This window comes from Lysobacter sp. CA196, from assembly GCF_052078695.1.
In the GTDB taxonomy this organism is placed as follows: domain Bacteria; phylum Pseudomonadota; class Gammaproteobacteria; order Xanthomonadales; family Xanthomonadaceae; genus Lysobacter.
Genome location: NZ_JBQJIN010000012.1, coordinates 104,739 through 123,253, shown reverse-complemented (window position 1 = coordinate 123,253; position 18,515 = coordinate 104,739). Strand labels below are relative to the sequence as shown.

Below are 18,515 nucleotides of genomic sequence, written 5' to 3'. Positions count from 1 at the left end.
GCCTGCTACGACGAACGAGTCCTCTCACGCGGGACTTGGCTCGAGTGCAAGCGCGCAGCCGGTTACTGGTGGGCTACCGCAACGTGGCGCGACGCTTCAGCAGATGATTCCTGCGTTAAGGACGAGGATCGCTCAAGGCGATGCGGTTGCATCCTGCCAGCTCGCGCGCGAGTTCGACTTTTGCGCGGGAGCAGAAGATAAGGCGCAGTACCTTAGCCGGATTGAGGCTCAACGCAAGACACCTCCTTCTTCGGATGGGGCTGATCCGGCTTCGACACTTACCGATCTTGCCAGGATTCGTGCCGAGTACTGCGTTGGAGTTTCTACCATCTCACCCGCAGAGCGCGTTGGGCTTTGGCGCCAGGCGGCGTTGAAGGGGCATGTATCATCCATGCTTCAGTACGGTTCTGGCTTGGCGTTTGGTTACAATCAGACCCTCGCAACTGTGGATGAACTGCGCGCCTACAAAGGCGAAGGGCCCAAGCTTCTCGAACGGGTAGCTCAGAATGGTGGGTTTCAGGCGAACTTGATGCTCGCCCGGGCATATGCGCCACAGCTGACCGCGCCCGATAGGGTGCCGCTGCTTCGGCAAGCTGTGACGAAGAGTTCCTCAACATCACTCGCGTATTACAAGATCGCGAAGGAACTACGATCTGCCACAGCCGAAACTGCGCCTACGCACCTTGCTCTCGAAACGGAGATGAAGCCGCTTGCATGGTCTATGTCGCCGCAAGAGTTGTCCGAATCCGAGCAGAAATACCGTGCGCTTCGCGGCCAAATTAAAAGTGCTGATAAGGCGATCGTGGACATCGAAGCGCTTAACAATGCTGACGTGAACCAGCCAGTTCCTGGAATGGAGCTTTGCGGAGGTGGTGGGATTCTCCGCTGATACGTATTATTTCAATATCGGAGCCGAAGTCGGCTGCCTGATCAACGGGCTTCTATCCAGCTAGATTGCCGAGGTTGATCCATCGAGAACCGACTCGCTAGTTGTAGTCGGAATCGAGAGGGCGTTTGAGCGCCGTCTTCGTTCGGGCTGTAAGTCGGGCATAGGAAGTAGCGCGATCCGGGGGGCAGTTGCTCGCAGCATTGCGCGATGCTCATCCGATAAGCCCATACGGCAACTCGGCCGTCGTCCCGACAATATAGTCCCAGGTCAATCGCGATGGCCTGCGTCAACTTTCCTGATCCCATAGGCGGCGACTGTTCGTTCGCCTGAGCGAACCCGCCCATGCCTCGGCACTGGCCAGCGCCATTGCCCACGTAGAACTCCCCATCGACCGGCCGCCGGTTTGCGTACGGATGCCGGCGCTTATCGCCAACGCCATCACAACTTACATAGTTCATGACGACAGCCACTGGGCCGCGATGACGGCGCGTGGCATCAACACCGGGTCCGAGTTGCCATCGGACCGGACGGTCGCTTGGGGGTTCGATCCGCCGGCCGTCGCGGCCAAGGCCGGGCCGGTCGCTTCGGGTGCGATCGCCGCCGACTACTTTCATCGTCATCGTCCAGGGGATTTCGCAGTGGCTATCGACTTTCGTAATTCATCGTCCCGGCGCGGGCGCGTAATGCGCGTGCTGCCGGCTTTGTTCGTGGGCGGGCTGATGATGGCGCCGGCCATGGCGGCGCAGCCGCGCATCGGCGGCGAAGGCCAGGCCCATGCGGGTTTGATGTGGCCGAGCGAACCGCCGGCGAACTATTGCCAGGCCGGCGTCATGCCGAGCGGCCCGGCGGTGGCGCCCGAAGGCGCGATCGTGGTCCCGGCCGGCGACAACAGCGGCTTCGAGTTCCGGCGCGCCGGCGTGACCTTCTGGTTCGAGCCGGGCGTGCATACCCTCGGCACGGACAAGTACAGCCAGATCATCGCCCAGGACGGCAATACCTACCTGGGTGGGCCCGGCGCGATCATCGACGGCCAGAATCGCAACCACTACGCTTTCACCAACACGGCGCAGAACGTCGTGGTGCGTTATCTGACCATCCGCAACTTCGGCCGCTACAGCGACGACCCCACCGAAGACTACGGCAACTTCGACCAGGGCGTGGTCAACCACGACGCCGGCGACCACTGGACGATCGAGTACAACACCATCGCCAACAACCGCGGCGCGGGCGTGTTCCTCGGCAGCCACAACAAGGTCAGCTTCAACTGCCTGAAGGACAACGGCCAGTACGGCTTCAGCATGTACAAAAGGCCGTTGCAGAGCGAGGGCCCGCCGACGCCCGAGCAGCCGGCGCCGGGCCGTTCGGCCATCGTCGACATCGAGCTGAGCCACAACGAGATCGCCGGCAACAACGTCGACGACTGGGAAGCCAGCACCAAGTGCGGCTGCACCGGCGGCGGCAAGTTCTGGGACGTGCGCGGCGCCCGGATCGTCGGCAACTACGTCCACGACAACCACGGCACCGGCCTGTGGGCCGACACCAACAACATCGATTTCCTGTTCGAGAACAACTACCTCCGCGACAACGACGGCGTCGGCATTTGGTACGAGATCAGCTACAACGCCACCATCCGCGCCAACACGTTCATCAACAACGGCTGGAGCTCGGGCACCTCCGACCTCGGCGCGCCGGCACCGGCGATCTATCTGTCCGAATCCGGCGGCGACAGCCGCCTGCCCAAGGACGTGAGCGGTTCGGACCTGCTGCGCATCTACGACAACTACTTCGAGAACAACTTCTCGGGCGTGTCGGTCTACGAGAGCTCCAACCGCTTCTGCAACTCCAACGGCAACACCAGCCAGGTGTACTGCACGCCCTTCGTCCACCCGGCGCTGATCGTGCGTCCGGATCCTGACCATCCGACCAAATACCCCGACCCGGTCAGTCATCTGCACCCCTGCTACACCCAGATCAACGGCGATGCGACCCTGCAGCGCGACTGCCGTTGGCACGCCAAGAACATCGAGGTGACCGGCAACGAGTTCTACTTCGATCCGGCGGTGGTGCCCTGCGGCAGTTCCAGCTTCTGCGGCGCGCAGGCGTTGTACGCCACCGGCGACAACAACCTGACCTGGTCGCCGTATACCGTGCAGCAGGTGCAGAACGATGTGATGTTCAACAACAACAACCGCTTCGCCAATAATCACTATTACGGCCCTTGGCGTTTCGCCAAGCGTTACGGCGAGACGATGAGTTTCAAGAGCTGGCAGGCCGCGCCCTATCTGCAGGATGCCGGCAGCACCACCGATGGCTCGTCGTTCAACCTGCTCGATCCGCCGACCGCCACCCTGGAAGCATCGGCCGGCCTGTGGACTCCGTGGTACGGCAGCCGCATTGCCCGCGCCGATGTGGGCCACAGCGGCGCGCACAGCCTGCAAGTGGTCGCCGAGGACAGCTATTGGGGCGTGGCCATCGCCAACCATCCCGGTTACCTGTCCGACAACGCTGCCAAGCGCTTGAGCTTCTGGGTCAAACGCGTCGCCGGCACCCCGCCGCTGCCCGCCAACGCGCGCGTGCGCCTGCGCTGGCTCAAGGAGGACGGCAAGCCGGCGACCGGCGATGAGGAAACCTCGTTCAGCGACGTTTCACTGGGCGCGGTCGGCGACGAATGGACCCAGGTGGTGACCGACGTGCAACCGCCCGTGCTGACGGCGAGCGTGTGGGTGCTGCTGGTGGGCTCGGGCGGCTCGGCCAATCACAACGCCGGCTTCTACCTCGACGACATGGTGCTGCAGGACGCGCCGCACTAAGCGGAACGCGCAACGGGCCGCGAACGATGCGTTCGCGGCCCGTTGACTGCACTGGCACAAGGTGCCGACGGTTCGCTCCATGCAACCGCCAGACGGACTATCGCACTCAAGCCAGTCGGCCTACTCCTTCGCGGCTATTTCGCTTCGAGCACGATGCTGCAGCGATAACGTCGGCCTGAGGTACGCCCGATGCGCTGAGGTCCATCCCGGCACGCGGCGACGCGACCGCGCGGCGCGTCTTCCAGAACATACCCGAGCGTCCCGAGAACGCCCGCGCCCCTCATCTGCGACATCGTTCATGTGTGACGTCGCCGACGCGATGTGAGCCGCGCCTGTAGGCGATCGCGCATCAGCCTTCAGCCGCCGGTACGCACCGCACGGTTCGGACGCTTGGAGTCCGATACGGCCGAACCCATCAGCGCATCGGCGATGGTATGGTTCCGTCACGCCCTACAAGCCAGGCGTCCTGAATCAGCTTGGGTCTGATCGATACGGTTATGTATGGCCAGATTTTCTCGCGCATTGGTCTTTCTGCTTGCACTGGCGTTCCCGCACATCGCAGGGGCCCATCAGGCCTCGGTGAGCGCTGTTCCGCCCGGTGGCTACAGCATTCCACCCGGTGCGCTGGACGATGCGCTCAACGCCTTCGCCTCTCGCAAAGACGTGCAGTTGATCTATTCGCCCGCCTTGGTAGCCAAGCGGCGCAGCGCGGGCCTCAGAGGCCATCCCGGAGTTCGTGAGGGCCTGGCTCAGTTGCTGGAAGGGACCGGCCTCACCGCGGTCGCGGTAAAAGCCAATGTTTACTTGCTTCAGCCGACACCGCGCCCGCGGATCGACGCGGCGCCGAAGGCAACATCCCCGCTGAGGTCTCCGACTCAGTTGGACACGGTCCACGTCACCGGAAGCCGGATTAAGCGCTCGGGGCTTGAGAGCGCCCTGCCTTTGACGCTGATCACGCAGGAGCAGATTCGCGCCAGCGGCCATCAGACCTTGTTCGATGTGCTGCGCTTGATGCCGGGCATGACCGGCCACCATCCCCGCAATATCGCCAGCGAGGGCGGCAACAGCCAAGTGCCGACGGCAGCCGCGGCTTCAGCCAGTTTGTACTCGCTCGGCCCGCGCGCGACTTTGTTCCTCGTCGATGGGCGACGCATGGCCAACTACGGCCTGGTCTCGACCGATATGGGTGCGCTGACCGACCTCAACGGCATTCCCTTGAGCATGGTCGATCACATCGAGATCGCTCGCGGTGGTGCGTCGGCCATCTATGGCGCCGACGCGATGGCCGGCGTAGTCAACATCATCCTGAAAAAGGACTACCGCGGAGCCGAGGTCGGCGGCAACTATGGCGTGTCCCAACGCGGCGATGCCGAGCGGCAACGCGAGTACGCCAGCTTCGGCGCGCAGACGCGCAGCGGCGGCAACGTTTTCGTCAGCGTCGATCACTTCACCCGTAACCCGCTGATCGGCAGCCAGCGCTCGTGGAGCACTCTCGACCGCCGGCGATTCGGCGGGTCCGATCGGCGGATCGCACTGGGCTTCCTGCAGGACGACAGCAGCGTGCTTCCGTTCGCAGGCTGCCGCAATCGCGATCCCACGCCATCCGGCGTCGAGAGCGGTTTCGACGCTCCGCGCTACAGCAGTCTGCAACCGGGTATCGCCAGCAATTCCCTATACGCCCACCTGCGTCAGCCGATCAGCGAGAACCTCGAGGCCTACGCCGACCTGCGCCTGTCCCGGGTCGCGCTGGAACTACGCAACGCTCCGAGCCATGGGGTGATGCCGCTGTCCGGCGATCACCCGGATAGCGAAAGAGCTGGTGACTATTCGTTCTTGAACTATTGGTTCTCCGACGTGGGGCCGATCGGCAATCGGGTCGTTACCGCCAACAGGGACTACACCCTCGGCATAAACGGCTACCGCCAAGCTTGGGCCTGGGATCTGAGTCTGTCGCGCCGCGAAAACGAGGTCGCCAATCGCATCAATGGCTTGATCTGTCTGTCGGCTCTCGAATCGGTCGTCGATGATCGAAGCTATCGCTTCAATCGGGTAGACAAGAATTCCGATGCCGTGCTCGCCAAGCTTTCGCCTCCCATCGTATTGGGCGGGAAGATGTCGCTGGAAACCTTGTCCGGCAGCGTGGACGGTCCGCTGTTCGCGCTACCCGCTGGCGACGTCCAGGTCGCCGCCGGATTCGAAGCGCGTCACGAACACCTGAGCAACCGGCCGGACCCCTTGCTGACGAAGGGCGATATCGCGCTGGCGATGGATTTCCAGGGCCGAAGCGATCACCGCAATGCAGCAGCGGTCTATGCCGAGCTCAAGGCGCCGCTGCACGATACACTCTCGATGGACGCGGCCTGGCGTTTGGACCGCAACCGGGGCTACGGCGACCAGATCTCCCCCATGTTCGGTCTGCGTTGGCAAGCTTTTCAGTCGCTGAGTCTGCGCGCTTCGGTTGGCGAGGGTTATCGTGCGCCTACATTGGCCGAGTTGCGTGGCCCGCTGCTGATCAAGCAACAGACGACTTCCTACGTCCCCGCCGACGATTCGACCCGGCCCTGCCGTGCCGAATACGACGACTACTGCGCTGTCGATCTACGCGCACGAGTCAACCCGAGGCTGAAGCCTGAGACATCGACCAACCGCAATCTCGGTTTGACCTGGACCCCCAGCGAAGACTTCTCGCTGACCGGCAGCCACTATCGCATCCGGCGCAGGAACGAGATTCTGCCGATCAATGCACTGGGTCTTGAAGAACTGTCCCCGGAAGCCCTGATTCGCGACGAGAACGGCGAGCTGATCGCTGTCGCCAGCTATCTCGATAATGTCGGCACCACCGAAGTGCGGGGCTGGGAGATCGAGGCTGAGTACAGTCGCCAGACGCAGCGCTTGGGCAACCTCAATTTCCGTCTAAGCGGTCACTACACGCATCGCCTGCTCCGGCGCCATCGTCCGTCCGAGCCGATCGAAGACCATGCCGGCATCGAAATGCCCAACCGAAGTCTTCTGGCCGATATCCGCTGGAGCTATCGCGATTGGATCGCGACGCTCAATCTTAACTACATGGGGCCAACGACGGTGTCGGTGCCTGGACCAGACAGCACCTTCACTTATGGCAGTAACGTCGACCGAATGCGCCGCACTCCCAGCACGACCCTGGCCGGCATCGACCTTGCTTACGGCGGCTTCAAACGTTGGCTGTTCAGCCTCAATATCAACAACCTTGGCGACCGCCATCCCGGCAACTACAACTACAGCAACGGTGGCTACACTATGGCCGACAGCGACCCGATCGGACGCTACTACTCGGTCAGTGCGACGCATCAGTTCTGAACCGGACACCGGTTCCTGACCGACCTTGGCATTTCCATATCAAGGCACTTCAATCGGATCGTCGCGTCTTCAACGTCGAAAGGACTCCAGCTTGAACGAACGACATCGGCGCACGGCATGGATCGCGGCGCTCGGCTTGGCTCTCATGGGCGGTATCGGCCAATCCCAAGCCCAGTTCGGTGCCAGCGGCACCAGCGATCTGCCGCTGCACCTGGTGTTAGGTCCCTGGGTCGTTCTTGTCGGCGGACTGTCGGCAGCCTGGTGGCTGCGTCCTTCGTGGCGGCCGCGGCTTTGCAAAGCGATGGGTCGCGCCCTGCTCGGCTATCTCTTTCTCGAGTTCGTTCCGGTCCTGGTATGCATGCTGGCGGCGGGCCTGTTCGATGTCTGGAAAACGGCCGCTTTGATGTTCTGGGCCCTGTCGCTGATGGGCGTGATCTTTTCCGGGCTGGTGCTGCTCGTATTCGTATCGGCCGCGCTGACGTTGGATTGGGTTTTTTCGTGTCGGCGCAGGGTGCCGTCATGAGATCGAAAGGCGCCCGACGCGAAGTCGACGGGCCTGCGCTCTATTACCGGTTTTCGGCGCCGGTCTTTCTCGCCCTGCTGTCTGCCTGCGCCTTCCCGGCCGGTGAGAAAGCCGCCCAGCTGCCCGATTCGCAAGCGGAGAGGGCCGAGAACTGCGCACTGGCTAAACAACGGCAGAATCAGTCGGCCATCGACCCTTGGTGCCAAGAGCAAGCGCAGGGGGAGTGACTCAGGGCCGACAGCCTGCCAGGCCTAAGCCGCTTCCTCGCCGAGCCCGCCGGCTGCCTATGCGGCCGACGCACGCCGGGAGGCGGCCGGGAAGGTCGCTGGCGGGAACGGGCCAGATCGGTTGTCCTGGCCCGCCCGCTTATTCACTCTCGCTGGAGCCGGCGCCGTACTCGGCAGTGGCTTACTGCTGACGCGGTACGAACTTGTCGCGGGGCAGCAGGGTTTCGAGGGTGGCGATGGAGGTGTTGCCCAGTTGCTGGTGCAGGTCCTGCCTGGGCCTGTAGTGACCGCTGTCGTTATCCCAACTGGTGAGGCGCCCGTTATCGAACGTCAGTTGGCCCGCATAGTAGACGTCGCCACCGCGCGATATCGCGGTGTGCCCGCCGTTCGCGCGCTCGCCGATCCATACCTGCGACGGGTTCGAGACCGGTATGACGAACAAGCGTTCGCCATGCGCCAGCACCGTATTACCGCGATTATTCGGGTCGGCCAGATGATACAAGCCGTTAATATCCCTCGTCAGTTCGGTATGAGGCTGGCGAGTCCTGACATCGTCGATATTGCGTATCGGTTCGACATCCGGCCTGGGGATCGAGGGCGAGACTTGCATCAACGTGTCGACGCGCTCGTTTATGAGGCCCCTGACCCTATCTTCGACTTGCGGCTGTATGGGATTCCTGGTCAGTGCATCGATGCCGCTGAGCTGAGTCTCCATGGTCCGCAACCGCCTGGCTTCGATCTCTGCGCTGGCTGGGTTGGTCAGTTGCGGATTCGAGTCCGGGTGTTGACTGCGCTCCCGATTGTGGTCCCGATGCTGCTGGATTTCGCCCCGGTAGAACGTGGCCACCTCAGTCGCCGCCGTTCGGAACTGCTCGAGCGTCGGTGCCGGGGCCTGCGCCGGTGCCGCTTGCGGCGTTCCCGGGACGCCGTTTTCGCCCCAGCCATGGTTGCCTATGGCCCAATCCGAAGCCGGCGTTTGATCGTGCGCCGGTAAACCAATGCCGGCCGCGCGGTTTTCCAAAAGCTGCCTCAAGCTGCTCACATCCAGCGGCGCCTGTGCATTCGGCTCGGGCGCTTGTATCTGGGGCGCTTGTGCCTGGGGCTCCTGTGCCTGGGGCTCCTGTGCGATCTCGGGTTCGTGACCGGTAAGACGCAGTTTCATGGCATGTATCTCCTAGGAAATGGATCACAGCTTATGGCGGCGTTCGAATAAACACCACTACACTTCGATGTCAGACCGCACATATTGATGCATGCATTCGTTCGCAAGCTCGATATCTATCGCCAACGCGATCACGGTGCTCGGAATCGGTTGCGAACGATGCGACACCGACACCGACACCGACACCGACACCGACACCGACACCGACGAACGATGCTCCAGTCACACGATTTGTTTGCGAAGCTTGGCGGTAACGGCTTTCCGACAACCGACAAAGAAAAGGACTTTATGCGATGAACTCGAATGCTTATGCCCGTCATGTGTCGATCCCGGCCTTGCTGACGATCGCGGCCCTGTGGACCGGCACGGTCAAGGCGCAGAGCCAGGTGCCGCCGCCGGTTCTGCCGCCGCCACCGGAACCGTCTGCGGTGGCGGTGGAAGCGCCGCCGATGGCGCCGCCGCCAGCGTCCTCGTTGCCGCGCAAAGGCCCGGTCGATGTCGACGACTATGTCGGCTACCCCGCGGCCGAGCCTGCGCATGAGGTGGGCGATACGATCAGGGTGTTCGCGCTCAAATCGACCTGGACCAAACCGCTGGCCGCCAGCAGCCCTCAGGCCGTGCCCAGCGATCTGCTGACCATCATTCCTGCGGAAGTGGTTGCGGTGAAGCCGGACGGTAGCGTGCAGATCCGGGGCCTGCTGACGCTCGATGTCAGCGGCAAGCAGCAGACCTATCGGGTCTCCGGCCTGGTCGGTCGCGACGACTTGGACATCGACGATGCCGTGGTGTCGAACCGGATCGCCAACGCCAGAGTGGAACTGGTCGACGACGGCGGCATGGAGCCTTCGCGGCAACAGCGCGCGATCGAGAACATGTATAAGTTTCTAAGTTTGCAGCGAGCGCAATGAGCGCCGATCTCGCCGCCGCAGGGCTAGCGAGAGGCGACCACCAGCAGCGAGGTACCGCAGGCAATGACGATCGCCATGGCGAACATCGCCCAGAGCCACTTCTTCCTGTGTTTTTCGTTCATCGATCTCTCCTTGGAAACCCCGGCGGCTGTCGAATCCTGGCACCGTCCATACGCAGGCGCCGCGGTTCGTGCCGGGCTCGGGTTTCAGTCCGGCTGCCATCTTTAATCTGCCGGGGCTCATGCCGCTTGAACCGTAGAATGAATCCGGAGCCGTCCGCATGATCGACTACGACCTCGAGCTTCAACATCACAACGGCGCGTTGCGACGCGCATACGGCATCCGCGTCTCCGATCGGGTTCTCGATATCGGATGCGGGGCCGGGCAGACGACACGCGAGGCCGCACAACTCGCGACGAGGGGATCGGTGCTCGGGATCGACCGCTCGAATGAGATGATCGAGCGCGCAAGGGAGCTCGCCAGTGCGACGAAGCTCGGCAACATCGAATACCTCTGCGCCGACCTCGAACGGCATGTGCTGCCGCGCGAGCATTTCGACGTGGCCATCAGCCGGTTCGGCACGATGTTCTTCGAGCATCCGCTTGCCGCCTTCTCGAACATACGAAGCGCACTGAGTCCGCACGGACGCTTGGTGATGATGGTCTGGCAGCCGCGCGATCGCAATGAATGGGCCACTGCCATCGAGGGCGCGTTCCCGCCCGCACCAGCAGGAGCCGTCAGCTCCTCCACTACTCCACCAGCCTTCTCCCTGGGCGACCGTGACGTCGTAAGGCGCATTCTCGATGCCGCCGGCTTCGCGGCTCCGATGTTCGAGGAAGTGCATGCCCCGGTCTTCTACGGGATGGATGTCGATGCCGCGTTCGAATTCGTCTGCGGGTTCTCTACCGTGCAGGACAACGTCGCACGCCTGGATAGCCGCCAACGCGCGCAGGCGTTCGATCGCCTTCGCCGCCTGTTGACCGAGCACCAGCGTACCGATGGCGTCTGGCTCGATTCGCGCGCCTGGATCGTGGCCGCGCGCCGGGGCTGAGCCCTCCGATCGGATCTGCCGACGTCATTGCAACGGACGCCACCATCGTCGGGGCGCGCATTGGCTCCAGCGACCTGCGACAGACAATAACCCGAAGTCACGGCGCGCCGCTTCATCGCACAGCCCTTCCATGACGACACGCAGCCGGTTGCGCCGATCCGATGACGGCGTCTGCGTATCCGGCCTCCGCGCGCGCCCTGGCGCACCAGCCTCACCCCCCTTGAAGCTCACGCTCATTCACCGCCGCAGCGTGCGATGAATCACAGGAAAGTCCGCTGCCGCGTGCCACTTTATCGTCATCCGGCCTGGAGTATGGCTCGGCCGAATGTTGCGCTCGTACGATCAGGGGAACGTCATGAATCGCATCGCCCTCCAGACTGATGAGGCCGGCGCCGGACAGTGGCCGATCACGGCGATCCGCGGCGCCTCCATCAGCGACTACCAGGCCAAGGTCGAGTACACCTACCAGGACGATCCGCAGGATTGGCGCAAGGTCATCGGCAACGGCCTTCTGTTCCAGTTCGGTGTCTACGACGATCCGGGCTTGCCGCAACCTGCTTCGCTGGATGAATCGGGCATTCGCTATTTCGACCGGCAGTTGCAGTTGGCCGGCTACGATCAGGGCCGCACGCCGGTCGAACGCATTCTCGATATCGGCTGTGGCTGGGGTTCCATCCTGACCCATCTGGCTGGTCGCTTTCCCGAGTGTCGGTGTCTGGACGGCATCAACGTCAGCCGTCGCCAGTTGGAACACGGCGCGCAAACCCACGCCGAACTGGGTCTCTCAGGCCGAATCGGCCTGTACCAATGCAACGCGAAGGATATCGATCTTCTGCCCGACGCGGACCGCCCTTACGACCTGGTCGTCATGCGCGGGGTGATCTCTCACTTCCCCAACGATCTTTACGAGACCGTGATGGCGAAATTGCGACGGCGGGTGCATCCGGACAGCACCGTGATCGTTTCGGACAACCTCTACAACATCGACCTGGAAAAATACCGGTCCGATACTGCCGACATCGTCGACCGGCTGGCCTGCAAGTACCGGAAGACTCCGAGGTATTTTTCCGAAATCCTGGAACGAAGCGGGTTCGGCATCCGGGACATGCGCGTGCTTCCCAGCAATGCGGACGCAATCCGTTGGTTGCTCGATATCAGGGCGAATATCGAGAAGCATTTCCCCTTGGGCGCCGACGGGGCGCTGGAGGAATTGCATGTGATGACCGAGAGCCTGGCGGTGGCGATAGTGAAGAACCAGGTTTCGATCTACAGCGCCATCCTGAAGCCGCATTGACGAGCTTTCCGGGCGCGCGATCGGCCGCCGGCCGAGTGGCGGCGGCTCGAATATTTCTTGCGAGAGGCTCGATGATGATCAAGGCGCCCAACTTCGTCCGGAACCTGGCCGGTCTGCCTGCGTTGGGGGAGAAGATCCACCACCCCGACTTTCACCTGACCTTGAAACCGCTTTGGCACCCGGATCACGAGGAAGCCGAAAGGCAGGTCGCGCTGAGCGATAGCCGCTACATCCTGGCTCACTATGGAAGCCAGAAGGCGGTCGACCACTATCTGTCCATGAGCATGCCTTCCTATGGCGGGCTCGCTTACCCGCATACCAAGAGAGACCGAATCTACAACCTGGAACGGATGATGAGCATCACCACGTTGATAGACGACACCACCACCAACCCGGAGATACTCGGCGACAAACGACGGCAATCCGAGCTGCGCCGGCATTATTTCGACGCGATAGCCGGCATCCGGCCTCCCGCGTCGGCGCCCATCGCTCAGTTGTTGTATGAAGGATTGACACCGATCAAGGAACAGATGGCGTCGAAGCCGCGCGTCTGGAAACGCCTCGAGGAGTCGTTGCTTACCATGATCGTCAGGCAGACCGATTCGCTGGCGTTGCAGATGGACACCTTGAGCTTCGATCGCTACCTCGAGTTGCGGCGCGTCGACAACTATGGCGAGTGGGCCGCCATGATGACCGAGTACGCTCTCGACGTAGACATGACCGCCCCCTTGGCCGCCGATGCGTCTCTGGTCGCCGTCAGGACCGCGGCCATCGACTCGATCACCTTGGTGAACGACCCCTATTCGTTCCGCAAGGAAATACACATCGCCGACTCGGTGAATTCCGTTTGGCTGTTGATGCGAGAAGGGCTCACGCTTCAGGGGGCGCTGGACAAACTGGCGGCGCTCGTCGCCGACAACGAGCGCCAGCTGATCGCCGCGGGCGACAGGGTGCTGGCGGGGCCGCTCGGAGAACGGAGCGATGTGCGCGAGTACCTCACGGAGTTGGAGCACCTGGCCTCGGGCAATGCCGAGTTTCATGCCATCAGCACGCGTTACCACGGCCAGGACTTCAAGGGAAAACGATTCATCTCCGGGGAGGTCATCATCAAGCCACTGCCATCTACCGATGAGATCGCAGCCGCGGACCTCGCGCAGACTGGCAAGTCCGATTGACCGGCCGAGGCCGTGCCCGGGACCGCCGTGCGAACCGGCGCACGGCGACCGATCCTCGTCGATCGCACAGGTCGCGATGGTTCATTGACTTGAATGGACCTGCCGTCCTTCGCACCTTGCATGAAGACGGGACTCGGCGCGCAAGGCGCATCGCATCGACTCCTATCCCGTCGCGGGTGCCGCCGGGAATAAATCGGCGAAATATTCAGGCAAGACGCGTGGTTACGAGGTTCCGGGTAAAGACCTGTCCAGGGGCTGTCGGCGAACGAACGCATGGCCCGGCGACCCGGATCCTTCCCGGTATGACCCGGTTTCGGCCTTGAGTGATGGGGCGGACTATCTAGTATCGATCCGGCGCATTGGAGGCGCATGGCGGTTCGCATGGAGCGGATCCTGCCTGCCTCGAACTCGCGGACAGGTCCCCGCTCCGCAGGAACTCGTGCAGCGACGTCCTCGCCCTTGCTGCGAGCGCGTATATGGCGCGTCGGCAGGTACTCATCGGTCTCAACCTACGAGGGAACAAGATGAAGATGCTTTTGAAAGTATTGGTGCTGGGCACTGTGCTGCAGGCCGCGGCGTGGTCGGCGGGCGTCGGCCAGGCCAAGGCGCAGACAGGCAGCGGCCCGATCAAGCCGGACTATTCGTTCTGTGCCGAAGGCGAGATCGCGGTCGATTACCCGCCCTACTGCATCAACCCGAACGATCCGGGAACCGGACCGGGCGGGCCGGGATCGGGCGGAGAGTGTGTGCCGCCGCCTTGCGTGCCCGGGAAGCCCTGCCTCGATCCCTGTCCGTCGTTCGATCCGAATCAAGCCGGGTCGGCACGACCGCAGTCGGCCTGACCGCAGGCGGCGAGAGACGTTGGAAACCGGCGTCTCGCCGCAGTGGAATCGTCCTTGCGTTATCTAACCGCAGCCACACCCCATTCCTCGGAGGATTCATGAAAAGACCCGTCCGCAACATTCTGTTGATCGCAGCATCGCTTTCCGCACTGGCTTTCGGCGCTTCGGTCGCGCGCCCGCCGCCGACCGGCTCGGGCTGGATCGAGTACAAGTACTACGACAGCACCAACAACCTGGTGGGAGCAAGGCTGATCGACTGCACCGGCGTCGTCTCGACGTTCGGCGTGTTTCAGGGCCGTGTAGAAGTCGAGCAAGGCCCCTGCTTCTAACGCGTTGCGCATGCACCAACGCATCCGCCGTTGGTGCGGCCGAAGCCGAAGTTCGCCAAGCCTAATTCGCCACGCAGCGCCAGGGATCGGGCGCGGTGGTGCAGCTGGCTGAGAAGGCTTCGTACCTCCATACGCCCCTCCGGGAACCACCGCGCTGGTGGTCTCTCGCGAGGGGCGTTTGGCTCTGGCCGGATACCACAACACCGAACTCGGCCATTTTCCAATCGTCACGTCGTTTTTCTATGGATGTTTGGAAGAAGCCATGCATCGCCGCACGCGACGCTCGGCCTGCCGATTCGGCTTTGGCAACATCGAGAAGCTGAGAGGCTCCCGACCTCCGCGCTGATCGGCCTAGGCCTGGATCGAACGGTCGGCCGTTCCGGTGCGACTCAGGTGCCGCATTCGAGATCCGCCGCGCCCATGTGCTCGAACCCTTGCAACATGAGACAGGATTTTCCCAGCGCGCAATCTTGAAGATCTGCGGACATGAGGTTCTCCGGCTTCTGGCCATCGATGCGCAGGCCGAACATGGCTTCGATCTCGCGCTGGCTGACCTTTCGATCGAATTTCACCGATAGGTATTGCAGCTCTCCGTGCTCCCACTCGAGGTCGACCGCACTGATCGGCGAAGGCAGGGACTTGGAAACACTGAGCGGAAGTTCCGGCCCGACATTGTAATTGGTTGTAGCACCGAGACAGGCATCACCCCAGTCCATGCGGTCGAAATCGGCCGCGCACCCGTATCGCTGGTCGCGTATGCCGAAGCGCTTTTCGAGCATGCAGCCGAAGTCGGTCGCCTTCATTCTCGGCCAGGTCGCCAGCTCGGGCGGCACCAGCTTGATAACGAAGGGGTTTTTCGAAGGCATGGCAGCGAAAACCAGATCCGCGCAGGCCATCATCAAAACAGCGATAGGCACTATTTTTCGCACCGCTGACACTCTCCTTGTCCGGATTTCAGCCTATCACGCGCCGATTCGCGAACTTGGACAGGACAAGCGAGCGCCGATCGGGATACCGCTATCGGCGTGCGACAGATACAACCGCCCCATGCCTCTCCTGACCGTAGAAAGAAGCTGCGGCGATGCAGTCGTCCGGTGGGCGCCCTTGAGTGGACAGTCGCCGTTCGTTCGACCGGTCGTCTGATGCCGGCCGATCTTTTAGCGGGCCTCATTGCCCCAATCGACCCAGGCTCCCGGATCCAGCGGCTGTATGTCGACGGACTTGCCGCGTGCAGCTTTTCCGAGTCGATCGATCGGGCTCTCGACCTCCACGTACTCGGCCATGCCGGATACGCCATAGTGGATCGGGACCAGGCGTTTCGCCCCCAGGATGGTCGCGGCGGCGACGGCCTGCTCCGGGGTCAGCACGCCGGGCTGGCCGCTGACCGGTTTGCGCCAGCCGAAACGCGCGCCGTTGACCGGCAGGAACGCCGCGTCGAACGGGCCGAACTGGCGGCCGATGCGCCACCAATGGCCGTGCCAGAGCGTGTCCCCGCCATGGAAGATGCGGCGGCCGCCGGCCGACACCACCCAGGACACTTGCGGGTCGCCGTACCCGTCCGACGCGGGCACCGCGGTGGCGGTGAAGTCGCCGAGCAGTTGCGGCTCCCACAGCGCGCTCGGCCGCACTCGCGCCTTGGCCGGAACCGGCAGCGGGCTGGTTCCGATCGGGTGCGCCAATACCCCGCCGTTGGCCAAGGCATCGGCAACGGCCTTCGCGTCGAAATGATCGCCGTGGGTGTGCGTGATGAGCACCGAGGCATCGCCTACGCTGTCGCCGACCGGGATCAGCGAGTCCTTGAGTGCGGCGCCCCACTCCTCCGGATTGACCAGCGGATCGATGAACAACGTGGCCTGCGGCAACTGCAGACGAATGCCGGCCCAAGCCAGTCGTTGGATGCGTAAGCCCTCGGCGTTGCCCGCCGCGAAGGCGGCGCCGCCCGGAATCAGCGCCGCTCCTGCCAGGCCAGCGCAGCCGAGCAGGAACTCTCTGCGGCGCAAGCAGCGTCCGAACATTTCGTCGTCGCGGCTCATGCGCGACGCTCCGATGCAGCCATCGCCGTGTCGAGCGCGAACACCGACTGCGCGACGATGACCTCCAGGTTGCGCTGGTGCCAGTCGCGTTCGAACGATGTCGGTTCGACCTGCGGCGCCAGGCAAGTCTCGATGGCGATCGCGGCGATGCGTCGCTCGATCTCCAGCCCTGCGGTTTCGCTGCGAATGCGGATGACGCAGTCGCGCAGGCGGTCCAGGTAGTGGATCGCGTTGTCGAGCACGACCGCAGGAAACCGGCCCATGTGCCCGCCGACCACCGTGCGCCGGCCGAACTGATGTATGCGGCCGATCGCGGCACGGATCAGCGCCGGGTCCGCCTTGGACAGATACACGATGTTGCCGACGATATTGTCGCCCGCGCAGACCAGGTCGGCGGTGGGCACGTCCACGCTGACGTGGTCCATGGTCTTGCCGGGGTTATGCACGAAGCGCAGTTCATGCCGCCCCCAACGTAGCGTCATCGCGCTGTCGAACACCAGCTTCGGTTCGCGATAGAACTCGTCGGCGCACCGGTTCTGCGACAGAAAGGTATGGCGATGGTGCCGATGGGCGAGGGTCAGCGCGTCCGGGAACAGCGTCATCCCGGCGAGATGGTCGCTCATGTAATGGGTCGCGGCGACGACGCGCACCGTCTTGCCCAGGTCTGCGCACAGCACGCTGCGCATCCAGTTCGCGTCTTCCGCGCTGCCCAGCGAATCGACGAGCAGCGCATCGTCGCCGTCGAAGAAGGCGGTGGCGACCGACTCGTGGTCGTCGCCGACGAACATCAGCACCTCGGAACCCAAAGTCTCGAATCTCATGGCGAACGCCGCTGGTTATGACCGAGGCATCATTGCCAGCGCCCACGGCGCCGACAAACGAGATGTTTTGCGTCCCGCATTAGAAAAAGTAACTTGATAGGATGCGCCCTTCGGTCCGCGAACCCGAGGCCCTCTTGAAATCCCGCCCCCCTGCCCCGCTCAACGCCCTGCGGGCCTTCGAAACGGCCGCGCGATGCCTGAGTTTTCAGGAGGCTGCGGGGCAGCTGTTCGTCACTCCGGCCGCGGTCAGCCATCAGGTGAAGCGCCTGGAAGACTACCTGGGAGTGAAGTTGTTCCAACGCGGCCATCGCTCGGTCGAACTGACCGCCGAAGGGGCAGCGCTGGCGGCGTCGCTGAGCGAATTGTTCGGCCAGCTCGATCGGGTCCTGGACCGGGTCGCCGCGCCGACGGCGGTGCAGCTGCGGGTCAGCACCGTGGAGTCCTTCGCGGCGAAATGGCTGGCGCCCAGGCTGCACCGGTTCCATCACCAGCATCCCGATATCCAACTGCGCATCGAGACCGGCAACGAACGCGTCGATTTCGTGCGCGACAGCATCGACGTCGCGATTCGTTATGGGCCCGGCGCTTACACCGGCGTCCATACCGAGCGCTTGATGGATGCGCCGGTGTTTCCGGTTTGTGCGCCTAGCCTGGCGAACGATGGGCGCCGGCCGCTGACCTCGCCGGACGGCTTGCGCCAGCACACCTTGCTGCATGACGAAGGCTCCACCGGACGCGCCGGCGTGCCGGATTGGGCAGCCTGGCTGGAAACCACCGGCGCGATCGGCGTGGATGCCACCCGAGGCCCGATGTTCGCCAGCATGTACCTGGCCCAGGAAGCCGCCGTCGCCGGGCACGGCGTCGCTTTGGGGGTCGGTCCCCTGGTCGAGGAAGACCTGCAGCGCGGTCGCCTGATCCGGCCTTTCGACGATTCCCTCGACAACGCCTACGCGTTCTGGATCGTCCGTCGACAGGGCGCCGACACCGCACCGGCCGTCGATGCGTTCTGCCGGTGGCTGTGGACGGAAGTATCGGCGAGCGCGGTTGCTTCGCGCGGCTAAGGTTTACCGGTAAAGCGGCCGCCGCCGCACTACACCACAGCCACGGCTAGCTCG

16 protein-coding genes are annotated in these 18,515 nt (G+C 63.3%); 12 read left to right on the top strand and 4 right to left on the bottom strand.

All coding sequences use genetic code 11. The features are described 5' to 3' along the window. Nucleotides 1-103: 103 nt before the first annotated feature. The 5 genes from ACTOWK_RS12975 to ACTOWK_RS12955 all read left to right on the top strand — a co-directional run bounded on the left by ACTOWK_RS12975 (nt 104) and on the right by ACTOWK_RS12955 (nt 7,785). Nucleotides 104-889, top strand: coding sequence for a hypothetical protein (locus tag ACTOWK_RS12975; RefSeq protein WP_441330573.1), 786 nt, complete (start codon nt 104-106; stop codon nt 887-889). A 683-nt stretch (nt 890-1,572) separates the two neighbouring features. Next, on the top strand, nt 1,573-3,699 hold the full coding sequence (locus ACTOWK_RS12970) for a right-handed parallel beta-helix repeat-containing protein (RefSeq protein ID WP_441330572.1): 2,127 nt from the start codon (nt 1,573-1,575) through the stop codon (nt 3,697-3,699). A 501-nt stretch (nt 3,700-4,200) separates the two neighbouring features. Then, nucleotides 4,201-7,035 carry a TonB-dependent receptor domain-containing protein gene (locus ACTOWK_RS12965; RefSeq protein ID WP_441330571.1) on the top strand — a complete coding sequence of 945 codons (2,835 nt, stop codon included), beginning with the start codon at nt 4,201-4,203 and terminating at the stop codon, nt 7,033-7,035. A 91-nt stretch (nt 7,036-7,126) separates the two neighbouring features. After that, nucleotides 7,127-7,558, top strand: a complete 432-nt coding sequence (locus ACTOWK_RS12960; protein ID WP_441330570.1) for a hypothetical protein — start codon at nt 7,127-7,129, stop codon at nt 7,556-7,558. Beyond that, a complete protein-coding gene (locus tag ACTOWK_RS12955; protein WP_441330569.1) occupies nt 7,555-7,785 on the top strand; it encodes a hypothetical protein in 231 nt (76 codons plus the stop codon). Before ACTOWK_RS12960 ends, ACTOWK_RS12955 begins: the two co-directional genes overlap by 4 nt. A gap of 181 nt (nt 7,786-7,966) precedes the next feature. Here ACTOWK_RS12955 and ACTOWK_RS12950 read toward each other — a convergent pair whose 3' ends face one another. Beyond that, nucleotides 7,967-8,947, bottom strand: a complete 981-nt coding sequence (locus ACTOWK_RS12950) for a hypothetical protein (RefSeq protein WP_441330568.1) — start codon at nt 8,945-8,947, stop codon at nt 7,967-7,969. Between the two features lie 335 nt (nt 8,948-9,282). Here ACTOWK_RS12950 and ACTOWK_RS12945 point away from each other — a divergent pair, with 335 nt between their 5' ends. From ACTOWK_RS12945 to ACTOWK_RS12920, 6 genes are all read left to right on the top strand, one after another. After that, complete coding sequence (locus ACTOWK_RS12945; protein WP_441330567.1) at nt 9,283-9,855, top strand: flagellar basal body L-ring protein FlgH; 573 nt, start codon at nt 9,283-9,285, stop codon at nt 9,853-9,855. A 280-nt stretch (nt 9,856-10,135) separates the two neighbouring features. Beyond that, entirely contained in the window at nt 10,136-10,906 is a 771-nt protein-coding gene (locus ACTOWK_RS12940; RefSeq protein WP_441330566.1) for a class I SAM-dependent methyltransferase, read from the top strand. A 355-nt stretch (nt 10,907-11,261) separates the two neighbouring features. After that, nucleotides 11,262-12,200, top strand: coding sequence for an SAM-dependent methyltransferase (locus ACTOWK_RS12935; protein ID WP_441330565.1), 939 nt, complete (start codon nt 11,262-11,264; stop codon nt 12,198-12,200). 71 nt (nt 12,201-12,271) lie between these two features. Then, nucleotides 12,272-13,375 (top strand): terpene synthase family protein, encoded by a 1,104-nt coding sequence (locus tag ACTOWK_RS12930; RefSeq protein ID WP_441330564.1) that lies wholly within the window; start codon nt 12,272-12,274, stop codon nt 13,373-13,375. Between the two features lie 524 nt (nt 13,376-13,899). After that, complete coding sequence (locus ACTOWK_RS12925; RefSeq protein WP_441330563.1) at nt 13,900-14,217, top strand: hypothetical protein; 318 nt, start codon at nt 13,900-13,902, stop codon at nt 14,215-14,217. Nucleotides 14,218-14,315: 98 nt separating this feature from the next. Beyond that, nucleotides 14,316-14,546 carry a DUF6289 family protein gene (locus ACTOWK_RS12920; RefSeq protein ID WP_441330562.1) on the top strand — a complete coding sequence of 77 codons (231 nt, stop codon included), beginning with the start codon at nt 14,316-14,318 and terminating at the stop codon, nt 14,544-14,546. 389 nt (nt 14,547-14,935) lie between these two features. Here ACTOWK_RS12920 and ACTOWK_RS12915 read toward each other — a convergent pair whose 3' ends face one another. The 3 genes from ACTOWK_RS12915 to ACTOWK_RS12905 form a co-directional block, all read right to left on the bottom strand. Beyond that, on the bottom strand, nt 14,936-15,463 hold the full coding sequence (locus ACTOWK_RS12915) for a hypothetical protein (protein WP_441330561.1): 528 nt from the start codon (nt 15,461-15,463) through the stop codon (nt 14,936-14,938). 240 nt (nt 15,464-15,703) lie between these two features. Then, nucleotides 15,704-16,579, bottom strand: a complete 876-nt coding sequence (locus ACTOWK_RS12910; protein WP_441330560.1) for an MBL fold metallo-hydrolase — start codon at nt 16,577-16,579, stop codon at nt 15,704-15,706. After that, nucleotides 16,576-17,400 carry an MBL fold metallo-hydrolase gene (locus ACTOWK_RS12905; RefSeq protein ID WP_441330559.1) on the bottom strand — a complete coding sequence of 275 codons (825 nt, stop codon included), beginning with the start codon at nt 17,398-17,400 and terminating at the stop codon, nt 16,576-16,578. Before ACTOWK_RS12905 ends, ACTOWK_RS12910 begins: the two co-directional genes overlap by 4 nt. A gap of 134 nt (nt 17,401-17,534) precedes the next feature. Here ACTOWK_RS12905 and gcvA point away from each other — a divergent pair, with 134 nt between their 5' ends. Then, nucleotides 17,535-18,461, top strand: a complete 927-nt coding sequence (gene gcvA / locus ACTOWK_RS12900; protein WP_441330558.1) for a transcriptional regulator GcvA — start codon at nt 17,535-17,537, stop codon at nt 18,459-18,461. Nucleotides 18,462-18,515: the final 54 nt, after the last annotated feature.

Coding starts and splice junctions, on each gene's coding strand:
- ACTOWK_RS12975 (WP_441330573.1), top strand. CDS start 104: ATGATTCCTGCGTTAAGGACGAGGATCGCTCAAGGCGATGCGGTTGCA.
- ACTOWK_RS12970 (WP_441330572.1), top strand. CDS start 1,573: ATGCGCGTGCTGCCGGCTTTGTTCGTGGGCGGGCTGATGATGGCGCCG.
- ACTOWK_RS12965 (WP_441330571.1), top strand. CDS start 4,201: ATGGCCAGATTTTCTCGCGCATTGGTCTTTCTGCTTGCACTGGCGTTC.
- ACTOWK_RS12955 (WP_441330569.1), top strand. CDS start 7,555: ATGAGATCGAAAGGCGCCCGACGCGAAGTCGACGGGCCTGCGCTCTAT.
- ACTOWK_RS12950 (WP_441330568.1), bottom strand. CDS start 8,947: ATGAAACTGCGTCTTACCGGTCACGAACCCGAGATCGCACAGGAGCCC.
- ACTOWK_RS12940 (WP_441330566.1), top strand. CDS start 10,136: ATGATCGACTACGACCTCGAGCTTCAACATCACAACGGCGCGTTGCGA.
- ACTOWK_RS12935 (WP_441330565.1), top strand. CDS start 11,262: ATGAATCGCATCGCCCTCCAGACTGATGAGGCCGGCGCCGGACAGTGG.
- ACTOWK_RS12930 (WP_441330564.1), top strand. CDS start 12,272: ATGATGATCAAGGCGCCCAACTTCGTCCGGAACCTGGCCGGTCTGCCT.
- ACTOWK_RS12925 (WP_441330563.1), top strand. CDS start 13,900: ATGAAGATGCTTTTGAAAGTATTGGTGCTGGGCACTGTGCTGCAGGCC.
- ACTOWK_RS12920 (WP_441330562.1), top strand. CDS start 14,316: ATGAAAAGACCCGTCCGCAACATTCTGTTGATCGCAGCATCGCTTTCC.
- ACTOWK_RS12910 (WP_441330560.1), bottom strand. CDS start 16,579: ATGAGCCGCGACGACGAAATGTTCGGACGCTGCTTGCGCCGCAGAGAG.
- ACTOWK_RS12905 (WP_441330559.1), bottom strand. CDS start 17,400: ATGAGATTCGAGACTTTGGGTTCCGAGGTGCTGATGTTCGTCGGCGAC.